Annotated in this window: 13 protein-coding genes; 11 read left to right on the forward strand and 2 right to left on the reverse strand. The window is 42.1% G+C overall.

The genetic code is table 11. The annotated features are described in order from the left end of the window. Window positions 1–395: 395 nt before the first annotated feature. From ACFE93_RS31425 to ACFE93_RS31475, 11 genes are all read left to right on the forward strand, one after another. A complete protein-coding gene (locus ACFE93_RS31425) occupies window positions 396–755 on the forward strand; it encodes a hypothetical protein (RefSeq protein ID WP_375479532.1) in 360 nt (119 codons plus the stop codon). Window positions 756–992: 237 nt separating this feature from the next. Then, window positions 993–2,297: a Tudor-knot domain-containing protein gene (locus tag ACFE93_RS31430; protein ID WP_375479534.1), complete on the forward strand. Its 1,305-nt coding sequence runs from the start codon at window positions 993–995 to the stop codon at window positions 2,295–2,297. Between the two features lie 262 nt (window positions 2,298–2,559). Continuing rightward, on the forward strand, window positions 2,560–3,678 hold the full coding sequence (locus ACFE93_RS31435; RefSeq protein WP_375479536.1) for a phosphotransferase enzyme family protein: 1,119 nt from the start codon (window positions 2,560–2,562) through the stop codon (window positions 3,676–3,678). Next, window positions 3,675–4,235 (forward strand): DOMON-like domain-containing protein, encoded by a 561-nt coding sequence (locus tag ACFE93_RS31440; protein ID WP_375479538.1) that lies wholly within the window; start codon window positions 3,675–3,677, stop codon window positions 4,233–4,235. Before ACFE93_RS31435 ends, ACFE93_RS31440 begins: the two co-directional genes overlap by 4 nt. Before the next feature lie 153 nt (window positions 4,236–4,388). Next, entirely contained in the window at window positions 4,389–4,829 is a 441-nt protein-coding gene (locus tag ACFE93_RS31445) for a hypothetical protein (RefSeq protein WP_375479540.1), read from the forward strand. Window positions 4,830–5,165: 336 nt separating this feature from the next. After that, window positions 5,166–5,405 (forward strand): hypothetical protein, encoded by a 240-nt coding sequence (locus ACFE93_RS31450; RefSeq protein WP_375479542.1) that lies wholly within the window; start codon window positions 5,166–5,168, stop codon window positions 5,403–5,405. Continuing rightward, window positions 5,402–6,673 (forward strand): ATP-grasp domain-containing protein, encoded by a 1,272-nt coding sequence (locus ACFE93_RS31455; protein ID WP_375479544.1) that lies wholly within the window; start codon window positions 5,402–5,404, stop codon window positions 6,671–6,673. Before ACFE93_RS31450 ends, ACFE93_RS31455 begins: the two co-directional genes overlap by 4 nt. Window positions 6,674–6,960: 287 nt before the next feature. After that, window positions 6,961–7,971 carry an SDR family oxidoreductase gene (locus ACFE93_RS31460; protein ID WP_375479546.1) on the forward strand — a complete coding sequence of 337 codons (1,011 nt, stop codon included), beginning with the start codon at window positions 6,961–6,963 and terminating at the stop codon, window positions 7,969–7,971. A 486-nt stretch (window positions 7,972–8,457) separates the two neighbouring features. Next, a complete protein-coding gene (locus tag ACFE93_RS31465) occupies window positions 8,458–8,673 on the forward strand; it encodes a DsbA family protein (protein ID WP_375479548.1) in 216 nt (71 codons plus the stop codon). A 311-nt stretch (window positions 8,674–8,984) separates the two neighbouring features. Beyond that, a complete protein-coding gene (locus tag ACFE93_RS31470) occupies window positions 8,985–9,260 on the forward strand; it encodes a hypothetical protein (RefSeq protein WP_375479550.1) in 276 nt (91 codons plus the stop codon). A 192-nt stretch (window positions 9,261–9,452) separates the two neighbouring features. Further along, window positions 9,453–9,908, forward strand: a complete 456-nt coding sequence (locus ACFE93_RS31475; protein ID WP_375479552.1) for a transposase — start codon at window positions 9,453–9,455, stop codon at window positions 9,906–9,908. A gap of 770 nt (window positions 9,909–10,678) precedes the next feature. Here the strand turns inward: ACFE93_RS31475 and ACFE93_RS31480 are convergent. Next, window positions 10,679–11,644 (reverse strand): zinc-binding alcohol dehydrogenase family protein, encoded by a 966-nt coding sequence (locus ACFE93_RS31480; RefSeq protein WP_375479554.1) that lies wholly within the window; start codon window positions 11,642–11,644, stop codon window positions 10,679–10,681. 55 nt (window positions 11,645–11,699) lie between these two features. Further along, window positions 11,700–12,578 (reverse strand): aldo/keto reductase family oxidoreductase, encoded by an 879-nt coding sequence (locus tag ACFE93_RS31485; protein WP_375479556.1) that lies wholly within the window; start codon window positions 12,576–12,578, stop codon window positions 11,700–11,702. Window positions 12,579–12,750: the final 172 nt, after the last annotated feature.

The following is a 12,750-nucleotide window of genomic DNA, read 5'->3' on the forward strand; positions in this document are numbered from 1 at the left end:
GTAGGAACTTCCGCCTTGACGTTTCCGTGTTTCGCGCAGTCTGTAGCAGCTTCCGTCTTCCCTGTAGGAACTTCCGCCTTGACGTTTCCGTGTTACGCGCAGTCTGTAGCAGCTTCCGCCTTCACGTTTCCGTGTTTTGCGCAGTCTGTAGCAGCTTCCGCCTTCACGTTATCAGAAACAGACTTGTGTTAAAGCATCTTCCCTTAAATAGAAGACGTTTTTGAGGTACAGCACTACTGTCCCCCAACAATAAATATGGTTTCAATTGGCAAAAAGTGTTGTAAGGGACTTAAATTTTAGGCTTTTTCAGAAAAATCAACAATTTCACGTATGACAATTTTTTCAACAGTTGTCCACTATAGAGTTATCAGTAATTTAGAAGGCGAGTATTAATTATGGCAAGGTCAAAACGCAATTCACGTACTCTGGGCAAAGCTGAACTACGTCTAGCAAGCATTAAATCTATTAGTCCAACTCTCGATGTCGGAGAGAGTTTAACAGTCAAAGATTATACTGAAAAAATTGAAAGCCTCCGGCAATCTCTAGAAGCATACAATACCACCCTCTCTACTATTGATGTTTTACTAACCCAAATCGTTGAAAATGAACAAGATTTGGCAGACTATTCTGAGAAAATTTTGCGTGGTATTGCTTATAAATATGGTAATAATAGCCATGAGTATCAGATGGCTGGAGGTATTCGTAAAAGCAATCGCAAGCGTACTGTGCGTCAAAGCGTCGTTTTGCCGAAGTGAGTAGGTGCGATTAAACGCGATCGCATTCCTCGCAGACTCAAGCTGTTGATTCAGCTTGGCACTTGGGATGCGATCGCCTGTGCAATATCTTTAAATGTAGCGCCTGTTACTAACATTGTTATTTTTTGGTCAAGTTGGGGAACTCTATAAATACGCTTCAGCAATTCCCCCAGCGTTGACTATCTGGGCTGATCTGAACCGTGTTGTCACGATATTATGAGTTTTAAGGATCGGCTGATGGATAAATCAATTATTCAGTTGGTTGACGAATTACCGACTGACAATATCACTGTCAAAGTTTTAAAGGCTCTTGATTATGTAGCACCAGGTGAATGGAGCAATTTGACGGGGTTTGACAATAATATCCGCGCCATTACTGGAGAAACCGATGCTAAGATAATTCAGAAAATTCGCGATCGCGCCGTTACCCTATACGAAGATCCTCAACTAGGCTACCAGTTTGCAATCAAACTTTATCAAACAATTGATAAAGCAGATACAGCTATGGCAGCGGCAGCTTTAGCGAATAAAGTTAGTGAGAAAATCGGCTTTCTTTCTTTTTTAGGCAAAATTACTCCTAAAGCTGATGTCACTCAATCTATTGACTTGGCACTAAAAATCGCCGTTGAAATCATCGCCTTTTGTAAACTAAATGGTATTCCTCAACCTAATCCTCAAGAGTTTGCTAATTCCCTGACTAACAACTATCAAAATGCATCCCTAATGCGGATGGTAGCTCTAGTTTGTCTAGATGGAATTCTGCCCTTGGGCCCTGACTTTCTTGGCAAAATTCACGGAGTTATTAGTGGCACTGATGCTGGTGCAATAACTCAAAATCCGGTTTTCTTAGCCGTTAATAACTTTCTTCCAGGCAATAATCCTGATGATAAAGTTGGTTTTATCAATCAGGGTTTCAACTCCGTGCAAGGCTGGATGAATAATTTAGTATCCAAGACAGGCATAACCCCGCAATCAATTTCTAGTAACTTGGGTAATTTTATTCAGATTGCTGATGATAATTTAGATTTAGTTGCAGCATTCCTAGATCAAACTACCAATTACTACGAGCATACGGGAATTCAAACTGTCACTCGCGGTTTGATTTTGCAAGCATACACTTTAGTAAAAGAGGAAATCAAGCAAGAGCAACCAAAGCCGATTCAAGATGTCTCATCTGCTGTTAAATCAGATAAGAATCAGTATGAAGTAAGCAAAACAGTAGAAATCTGGGATAATGATGACGAAGATTGGTATCAGGGAACTATTGAGAAAATCCAAGATGACCAGTTCTTTGTTCATTACCTTGGTTACGGTTCATCTTATGACCAGTGGGTAGGCGAAGATGACATTCGGACTCGCGATCTTCGCTCCACTGATGAAAATGGATATGCAGTAGGTCAAAAGGTAAAATGTTGGGATGATGACCAAGAGGCTTGGTATTCCGCAACGATTGAGCAAATCCAAGGACAGCAATACTATCTTCACTACGTTGGTTATGACTCATCTTATGACGAGTGGGTTGATAGCGATGAGATTTCCTAACTGTTGAATTAGCACGGGGTTGATGAGAATTGCAACCCGCAGATTCCCGACCTTTTTGAAAAGTTGGGAATCTTGTTTTTCACGAATGGATTCAGGATTGCTGTAGTACTTTTAAAAATTCCTAATTGACATTTCGCTAATCAATTACGAATTACGAATTACGAATTACGAATTACGAATTACAAATTATCTTAACACTTGCGCTACGATATCCCCTATTGCTTTCGTGCAATGTACGTGAGGAGTAGTACAGGTCAAACAGATGATAAAAGAATTCAATACACAGGATACCCGAAATCTGGTGGCGATCGCTAACCAATTCGCCCAACTGGGGAAGGTTACAAGCGTTAAAGCATTTGGCAGTGGTAATATAAACGACACTTTTTTAGCAACTCTAGATTCCTCAAAGGAACAACATTTTGTCCTGCAACGCATTAACACACAGGTATTTCGTCAGCCACAACTGATTATGCAGAATATGCGTACCTTAACTGAACACGTTCAAAAAAGGTTACAGGATACACCCCTTAATCGTCGTTGGGAAGTGCCAAGCGTACTGTTGACCAAAAACGCTCAAGACCACTGGAGAGATGCAGATGGTTCATTTTGGCGGGCAATCAGCTTTATTCAAGGCTCCCAGTCTTTTGATAGTATAGGCGATCGCTCCCACGCAAAAGAAATCGGTTATGCCTTGGGAATGTTCCACAATCTGATCAGCGATTTGCCAGCAGAAAAACTTGCTGACACCCTCGAAGGGTTCCATATTACCCCGTTTTATCTCCAGCATTATCAGGAAGTTTTGCCGAAAACTAGTGTGCGTCAATCTTCTGATGTTAATTATTGCTTACAGTTTGTTAGCGATCGCCAAGCCTTTGCACATATCTTAGAAAATGCTAAAGCTGAAGGCAAGCTACCTTTACGTCTGATGCACGGCGATCCAAAAATTAATAACGTGATGTTTGACATTGTTACCCAGCAAGCCGTCAGCGTCATCGACCTGGACACCGTGAAACCCGGTTTGGTACATTACGATATTGGTGATTGCCTGCGATCGGGTTGTAATCCGGCTGGCGAAGAAACCGAGAATTGGGAAAGTATTTATTTCGATACCGATTTGTGTCAGGAAATCCTCCAGGGTTATCTCGCTGTGGCTAAGGCATTTTTGACCGAGAATGATTATGCATATATATATGATGCCATTCGTCTAATTACTTTTGAACTAGGACTCAGATTCTTTGCTGATTATTTAGCAGGGAATGTTTACTTCAAAGTTAAGCACCCAGAACATAACTTGGCAAGAGCGATCGTCCAGTTTAAGCTTACCGAAAGTATCGAATCTCAAGAAACGCAGATTCGCAAAATTATCCAAGATATGAAATGAGCAACCAGATATTTTCCCTGCAACCTTTCCCTTCTAACGAGTCCTTTACTAATTTGAAAATTACAGGCAATATCTCTCGAAATGCTAATCAACTTACCATCTGCTACAACCTTGGAGGTAACTTAAAAGAAATTGCGTTGGCAAAGCCTACCGAAGGTATCGCTCCACCATCAAATGCACCATCACGCAAGTACGAATTGTGGAAAGACACTTGCTTTGAGTTCTTCCTTGGCATCAAAGATTCTCAACGGTATTGGGAATTCAACCTCTCTCCCGCCGGACACTGGAATATCTATCGCTTTGATGGCTATCGTCAAGGGATGCAAGAGGAAACAGCTTTTGAAAAACTACCGTTTAGCATTCAGAATCAAGCCGACGGTTTAGCACTTGCGTTAGATGTTGATTTGGATAAAATCGTCTCGGCAGAACAAGCTATTGAAGTTGGCATTACTACTGTTATCAAAAATATAGATGGTAATGTGAGTTACTGGGCTTTAACTCATAGAGGTGAGGAAGCTGACTTTCATCTGCGGGATAGTTTTATTGTTAAGTTGTGAAAACAGTGTTTAAACAGCAAACTGTGTATTTCAATAATATGTAGTTAATAAATCTAAACTTTATATGGGCTTGCATAAATTTTCAACTTACACCTGATGAATCTATGTATATTTCAAGTAAACCTACTAAAAATGCACTTCTTAACTTTTTCCTTGAACTTCGATAGAGATCCAGGCTTAGAAGAGGGTCGCTTGTGTTTACGTCATATTGAAAAAGGTACGTTACAAGTTTGGGTAGCTACATCAGCTACCGCTGAAAAGCAATCTGCAGAAAGCTTTCATCAGAAAGGAGGTATGATACCACCTGAGTACAGAGTCCCAGGATTAAAATTTTGGACTGTTGATACTAAACCTATTTCAATGAAAGAGAAAAAAGGTGTAGAAGGCAACTTTTACGAAATTGCCCCATTTGAAGTCAAAACTGATAAAGGAGGTGTTAGAGGCGATTTTGGCATTCATAAAGATGCTAATGTTCCTGGTTCAATGGGATGTATTGTATTGACACCCGATCGTTTTCAGGAATTTGAAAAACAAGTTGCTCAATTGGCAAAAGAGGGGAAAGATTCTATACCGCTCTTTGTCACGTATAGTTAAAACGAATATATAAGGTAATGGCATGTAGATGAGCAATTATCGGTCTAGATTGCCATTGCCTCAATTTGACAGTTTTGGAAGTAGATTGCGATCGCATTTATTTAGAGGATGAACTAGTTGGTGCATTACCTATAGCTAAGATTAGCTTTTAGCTACAGCAAGATTTACACATTTACACCTTCATGCATATTGCTTTATCAGATGAACAATCATTTCAGACTAATGTTATTTTAAAATAATAAATAAACTAATTTAATTATTTATTTCGTTTGATAGAGTTAATTAAAATACAAGTAAGATATATAAATAAAGAGTAATTTCTCAAATATTAGCTTTATGCAAAAAAAGTATAGCAATCTTCAGAGTATAAAATTTAGTAAAATCAAACAATTACAACGGTTTTACAAACAAAACCGACCAAAAGATAGATTGATTTTGCCGAAATTTGCCCAAGCCTTAGCTGCAATTACTAAAGAAATTGTCTCTGACCAAGACAGGGTGCTGGTGGTAGAAGTGCAGACAGAAGATGTATCTGTCCAATTGTTTAAGTATGCGGTTTCTGGGAGGGCTAAATGAACTCAAAATATAACTTTCAATACTTTCAAGGGAGTTCTCTTTCTGATTTATTTGCTCAAGATATCACAGATGCATCTTATGGGTTTATCCTAAATTACCCTGCAACTGCCAGTTGGGCTGCTTATCCCAACCTGGAAAAATATTTTATTCAAGATGGCAGTAGTGAAGCCACCAAAACCTCCTTTGACAAGATTTGCCAAAAGGAACCTTGGAAAATTTTAGCTGTATTAGGCGATCGCATTCCCGGAATTGCGATTAATCCGCCGCCAAAGTCGCTGCTTGCATACTGGCAAGAGCATTTCGGCTTCAGCTACTCTAATAGGTTGATGATGGATCGCTTGACTTATCTGGATGATCTCAGCCACAGTGATCGCTTTGACAAACTTATCACTCTATTTCCCTTTGATCGCCTCAAAAAAGAAAAACACGCTGTTGATTCAGACACCCATTACCGCTTACTCAGCAAAGTAACGCTAGCCGAATTGGGGGTGCAATGTCCAAAATACGAGAGCTACAATTTGCACACCTGTAGTCTAGAAGACATTCAGTTACCACAATTTCCCTACTTAATTAAAACGTCCCACGGACTCTCAGGAGAAGGCACTTATATCATCAAAAGCCTCAGCGATCTGACCTACTGTCTTGAAGAAATCAATAAATATCTGAATATTAAGTTGCTCGATAGAATTATTGTCTCGGAGTTCATCAAGAATGAGGTACAGAATTACTGCGTACAGTTTTATGTCAACAAGGCGGGAGACATAACCCTCATCGGCACTACCAGGCAACTCGTAACTCCAGAAGGTAACTATTTAGGGGGACTGATTGATTACCGCAACACTGACATGAGCAAGTTCTTTGAGATGATTGCTGCCATTGGTCAGTATGCTCACAAACAGGGTTATTTTGGCGTGATTGGCTTCGATGTGTTAGAAGACCAAGACGGACAATTTTATGCAATCGATGCCAATTTCCGAGTTAATGGATCGACTCCGTTGTGCTTGCAGCGCCATACCCTACTGGGACTGGGAAAGGAAGTTGCTAAATATTCCAGTGACTACCGTATGGAAGGAACGTTAGATTCAATTTTAGTGACCTTAAAACCAGAACTAGATCGCAAAAACTTGATCGTTCTGTCGGCTTTAGAAAAGGTCAAATACGGAAAAATCTACACGGAAATTTATGCGATCGTTACCGGAGAAACTATCCAGGAAATGCAGCATATCGAGCAGAAATTACAGAATAAGGGATTACAATGGCTCCCTTAAATAGATTTAATAAAATTTTGTAAGATTTGTTGATCCAGTTCCTGATGTTTATTAGTCAAAAGTCTTAAAAGTCTAGAAAATACTTACATATACTTCCTGTGGCGCTTTCAGATTCCCCAATAGACAGAGAACTGTAACCGTAATAATAATTAACATAATATATGTATAGTTAATAAAGAATATTTTTTGTATCAATGGCTACTTAAAGAACAGAATGATTAACTAGTGAAGCTAAAGTCTATAACGCTGTCGAAGCCAATTCCCAATCCACTAATTTCTTTTAATTTATGCAATTAAAGCCAATCAATCAGCAGGTCGTTTCGGTCGTTGGAGCCTCCAGTGGTATCGGACGTGTCACAGCTCTTGAGTTTGCTAGACGCGGAGCAAAAGTGGTAGTTTCGGCTCGCGGTGAGTCGAAGCTAAAGTCTTTAGTCGAGGAGATTCGCAGCTTTGGCGGCGAGGCAACTTATTGCGTAGCTGATGTGGAAGTATTTGAGCAAGTTAAGGCGATCGCAGATAAAACAGTGGAAGTCTACGGGCGGCTCGATACATGGGTACATGTCTCTGCTATCGGCATCTTTGCCACTTTCGACAATACAACACCAGAAGAGTTTAAGCATGTCATTGATGTCGATCTCCTGGGACAAGTATATGGTGCAATGGCTGCCCTACCCCATCTGAAGCGTGAGGGACGGGGGGCACTGATCCACGTCTCTTCAATGGAAGGTAGGCGATCGCTTCCCTACCAAAGTGCTTACTCGGCAGCCAAGCACGGGGTAGAGGGCTTTATCGAAGCCATGCGCCTTGAGTTGAAACATGAAAAATGGCCGATCAGCGTCACGAGTGTGAAACCAGGGGTGATTAATACCCCCTTCTGGAATAATGGTCTGACGAAATTAGGCGTAAAGCCTTTCGGGATACCACCTTACTACGAGCCTAAACTTGTAGCTGATGCTATCCTCTATGTAGCCGAACATCCAACTCGTGACTTCTTGGTTGGGGATGTAGCTAAAATATTAGATGTGGTACAGCGCGTCTCCCCATCATTAGTAGATTCACTGTTACTGCTCGTCGGCTTCGATTTACTACGTTCTTCTGAGCCGAAATCTGAAGATGCACCAAATAATTTTTACCAACCTGTTGCTGAAGACGAAAGAGTTAACGGAGATTTTGGTAACTTAGTTATACCGAGTGTTTCTGACTGGCTAGATAAAAATCCGCTTCTCCAGTGGGGTGCGATCGCTGGTACATTAGCATTAGCCTTCCTAGCGGCTCAAGCATTCAAAAAGGAAGGATAAATAGACTTATCGGAAAATTTGCAATCCAGTTTTTACAAGGATTTGAAATAAATCCTTGTACACTTTCTGGCAACATATTGATGAGGTTTTGAGATAGTTACTAATAGTTTAGGGCAAAAAAATACATCACTATTAGACCTCTTGCATAAATTAAAAATAAACAACCCCACCCCGCATTTACTGACGCAAACACTCCCCTCCTTGCAAGCTCTTAGGGATTGGGGGTGGGGTGTTAGGGACTTTTGCAAGAGGTCTATTGATTCAGGCGATCGCTATTTTTTCTCAAGCGTCATTACCCCAAAACTAAATACATCACTGTCTGGCTAAAATAGAAAAGTTTTGTGGTATGCTTAAAGCTTTTATAAAAAATCCATATCAGAATCTATACAGAGAACTTTTGTTACCTCGTTGAGATGTCTGATAGAGATAGAAAGCAAATTTTTAAAACTTTCCATTGTACCATAATTTATTTTTGCAAGAGGTCTATTGGAGTACGCCAACGAATTAAGGCTGGATCTACATCAGTTTCTAAGAGCGATCGCTGAACATCAGTATGTTGACCGAGTGGCTCAAGATATGTACAGTGGAAAGCTATGTGGTGTCACCTATACATCAACTTTGTTTATCAACGGAAATCGTTACGACGATGCCTGGGAAGTTGAGCGACTGATGACAGCCATTTTAAGCCAAGGTCAGCAGTAAAACTGCTAAACAGCATAACGAAGCAAGAGCTAATCTTCTCCCGCCAGTTAGTCAGATTTCTTTTTTAGCAAATCAAACGCAATCAGACGATCGCTTGTCAGTGGCTGCATTCATTAATCAGAGGAGGTCTTATCAGTAAACCAAAAAGTTTTTCCAAAAAGGCGATCGCTACGCACACCGCAGGCATCATCAACAAACACGTATAAGCAAGTATTATTAAGTACTACTTTTATAAGAAATATTTATCATGTTTTGCAGGATTTCAAAATATGAAATGATCAAACTAGTATGTCGTATATTGGCTGAGAAAATTGACTGTTTCATCTTTAGAAAAAACCAAGAGGAGTGAGTCTACAAAAGAACCGATTTTAACAGACTCAGAAACCCTTGATCAAGTTATTGAATGTTTAATAGAAAATTTCTCTATTGAAACTCAAGGTGTATGCGATCAAAAAACTTTATTTGAGATTCTAATAAAGGCAGCCAGCAGTGGAGATAGTATTGAGAACACAGCTAAACTATTAAAGAATGTTCCTACAGCCAATGATATTAGATACCATCTCAACAAGATTAATAATTTTGAATAACTAGAGACACAAATTAATCTTGCATTAAAAAGTCGAATTCCTTTAGGATTAAAAAAAGGTTGTTTAAAAATAGCGATTGATTTAAATTTAATTTGCTATTATGGTAAGCCAACTTCAGAGGAATCAGCATACATATATCGAAGTCAAGCTCAAGCTGGTACTCATTCATTTTACGCCTATGCAACTTGATATGTGATTACTAAAAATCAGCGTGTAACCCTTGCAATTAGAGGTGTTCGCCAATTAGATACTAGTGTTGCTCTGATTACATATTTATTAGCAGAACTCGACTCTCTTAAAATAAATGTGAAGAAACTCTATTTAGATAGAGGTTTTTTTAATACTCCTGTAATCCGATGGTTGCAGGCACTAGATATTCCTTTTCTTATGCCTGCTATTAAGACGGCAAAGCAAGGAGGAATAAAGCAATTTTTAAAGGGCACAAAAAGTTATAAAACTACTTATACAATAACCAGGGATAAAGATGATTCAGTTACATTTGATTTCTGGATTATTTGTAAATATCGAAAGGGAAAGCGTAATCAGCGTGGAGTTCAATACTTTGTTTATGTTGCTTACAAGGTAAAAACAAATTTAGATTACATCTATCAAGATTATCGAAAAAGATTTGGGATTGAAACTAGTTAGAGACTGAAAAAAATTTGTCGAATTAAAACTAATAATAAAAACCCAGTCTGGAGATTACTATTTGTTGGTATATCCTTTCTTCTTGTTAATATTTGGGTGAATTTACTTGGGCTCAGAATCAGCCGAAAAAGGAAGGGTAGTCGATTAATTTATCGCACACTTTTTGTATTAAAACAAATGTTAGCATTTTTATCTCAAGCCCTACAGCGGAAATATCAAGTCGTTGAAAGCATCTATATTCCATCAGGTTAATATTGACTATTTTCGGCTAGCTAATCATAAGTAATCATAATCTATACTATGTCTGCTAGTCAGAATATTCTGTATTTATAAGTATCATAAGCTACATTGCATCTAGCGATTGCTCTTCTCTCAAAAACTTTTTGGTTTACTGATCAATCACCAATTAAATCCCTTTCAAATGCAATACCTTCGCCAAAACAAGAGTATGAAGAGAGAGGGCGCTTTGTAGTAGAGTTGTTGTCTTCCCAAACGACAACTCAAAAGCTACAATTCGCGCATGTTTGACATCCTATCACTCTTACAATGCCTGCTACCGCAGATAAACGCTACAACAATGCGGCAGTTGAACCAAATAACCTTGGCTATGTTAGGGCTTGCTGATTGATGGGTGATTGATCAATACGCTTGGGTTAAGCATTTTTTTCTTCTCTCTGTTTCCTCTGCGTCTGGAGTGGTTCGTTAAAAAAATTGACTTTGAAAAAAAGTTTGACCCTTAACCCAAGCGTATTGGGTGATTGATCAGGCTCTTATTCGCCGCTCACGCGCAACACGATTTTGCCTAGATAATGCTTTTTCATCGCTGACTGCGCTTGTGCGGCTTCTTCGAGCAAAAACGTCTGCGCGATGCGAACTTGAAACTCACCGATGCTCACTAATCGGTTGAGTTGGTCGAACAACATCGGGTCGGCGAAGCCATTTGCCTTCTTGAGTTCCACACCGTCGGGCGCTTTGGGTTCGGGCATCACGCCATTAGGAAAGGTGATGATTCCACCCTGTCGCACCAAACTCAGCGTGGATTGAATCTCGTCGCCGCCCACCAGCACCAGCGCAGCATCGAAGCCGTCAGGTGCAAAGGCGCGGGCGCGTTGTGCAACGTCGTTGCTGCGTCCGTCCACCGCTTCGTCGGCACCCAACTGCTTGGCTAATTCTACGCCGTCTGCACCCGATGCGATCGCGAAAACGCTCGCCCCCATGCGTTTTGCCAGTTGAAGCGCGACGTGACCGACACCGCCGCTCGCGCCCCACAGCATCAATTTAGTTTCGTTGATCGTCCCCAGCGCCTGCAAATTGCTGAGCGCCGTCGCACCGGCAATGGGCAGTCCGCCTGCCATCAGCATATCGAGACCATCAAGCACCGGTGCGACCGTCTTTTCGGATACAACGACGTATTGTGCATAGCTACCGCCCTTGTCATTCATGAAGCTCTGTGCGTAAACGCGATCGCCGACGGCAAACCGCTCAACGCCGTCGCCGACGCCAGCAATGGTGCCGGCACATTCGCCGCCCAGCACACGCGGAAAGTGGACTTCGTTATACATCAGCTTACCTTCGCGCTCCATCGCGTCCCAGATGCCAACTCCAGCGATCTCGATGCGAATCAAAACTTCGCCTGCGTCCACGGTAGGTACGGGTAAGGTGTGCAAAGTCAACTTGTCTGGGCCGCCGAACTCATCCACAGCCATTGCTTTCATTTGTTGGGGAGTATTTTGCATGAGTAGGTTCTCCTGTAATTACTTCAGCCCCTTGAAGGGCAAAAATTGTTTCGTTTCAACCTTTCGTGGTAGCGATCTCGTCCAGCTCTGCGATCGTTTGCGGTGGAAGTTGCAAATCTGCGGCTTTGAGGTTGTCGTGCAGATGCTCAACCGACGATGTACCCGGAATCAGCAAGATGTTCGGCGAGCGCTGCAACAGCCACGCCAGCGCGACCTGCATCTTAGTGGCTCCGACTGACGCCGCCACCGCGTCCAGCGTCGATGACTGAAGCGGGTTGAAGCCGCCGAGCGGAAAGAACGGCACATACGCGATGCCCTTAAGCGCCAGATCGCCCACTAGCGCGTCGTCGTCGCGGTGGGCGAGGTTATACTGATTCTGCACACAGACCACAGGCGCGATCGCGCGCGCTTCCTCGATCTGCGCCGCCGTCACATTGCTAAGTCCCAGGTGCCGGATCAGCCCCTGCTGCTGCATCTCGGCGAGTGCAGTGAATTGCTCTGCGATCGACCCCTCGTTCGGTTTGTCCCCCCATCGGCGCAGGTTGACGACATCGATCGCGTCAACGCCCAGGTTGCTCAGGTTGTCGTGCACCGCTTGGCGAAGCTCGGTCGGACTCTGCGCTGGATTCCACGATGCATCCGCGCCGCGCACCGCGCCCACCTTGGTGACAATCGTCAGATTTTCGGGGTAGGGGTGCAGCGCCTGCCGAATGATTTGGTTGGTGATGTGCGGCCCGTAGAAGTCGCTGGTGTCGATATGATTGATTCCGAGTGCGATCGCTTCGCGCAGAACGGCAACGGCAGCATCCACGTCGCGCGGCGGCCCCCAAACACCCGATCCAGCAAGCTGCATCGCTCCATAGCCCATCCGCTTCAGAGTAAAAGAGGTGCCTGGGAGCGTGAAACTACCGCCAAGGTTCACTTGAGCAATCATGTTTTTGTTCCTTTTAGATGTTTATCGGTTTCTGAAAAAATCAATGACTTGCAGTGGTAATGGCCACCTTCAACTGCTCCATGTTCCAGCGATCAGTATAGCGAACTCCATTAATAACGCTCTTTTATTACTCTCATGAGAGTATAATTAATTACTAACAGTTTAACTTAGC

It is taken from the genome of uncultured Nostoc sp. (genome assembly GCF_964247315.1).
Lineage (GTDB): Bacteria > Cyanobacteriota > Cyanobacteriia > Cyanobacteriales > Nostocaceae > Nostoc.

Coding starts and splice junctions, on each gene's coding strand:
- ACFE93_RS31440 (WP_375479538.1), top strand. CDS start 3,675: ATGAGCAACCAGATATTTTCCCTGCAACCTTTCCCTTCTAACGAGTCC.
- ACFE93_RS31460 (WP_375479546.1), top strand. CDS start 6,961: ATGCAATTAAAGCCAATCAATCAGCAGGTCGTTTCGGTCGTTGGAGCC.
- ACFE93_RS31480 (WP_375479554.1), bottom strand. CDS start 11,644: ATGCAAAATACTCCCCAACAAATGAAAGCAATGGCTGTGGATGAGTTC.
- ACFE93_RS31430 (WP_375479534.1), top strand. CDS start 993: ATGGATAAATCAATTATTCAGTTGGTTGACGAATTACCGACTGACAAT.
- ACFE93_RS31450 (WP_375479542.1), top strand. CDS start 5,166: ATGCAAAAAAAGTATAGCAATCTTCAGAGTATAAAATTTAGTAAAATC.
- ACFE93_RS31485 (WP_375479556.1), bottom strand. CDS start 12,578: ATGATTGCTCAAGTGAACCTTGGCGGTAGTTTCACGCTCCCAGGCACC.
- ACFE93_RS31425 (WP_375479532.1), top strand. CDS start 396: ATGGCAAGGTCAAAACGCAATTCACGTACTCTGGGCAAAGCTGAACTA.
- ACFE93_RS31435 (WP_375479536.1), top strand. CDS start 2,560: ATGATAAAAGAATTCAATACACAGGATACCCGAAATCTGGTGGCGATC.
- ACFE93_RS31455 (WP_375479544.1), top strand. CDS start 5,402: ATGAACTCAAAATATAACTTTCAATACTTTCAAGGGAGTTCTCTTTCT.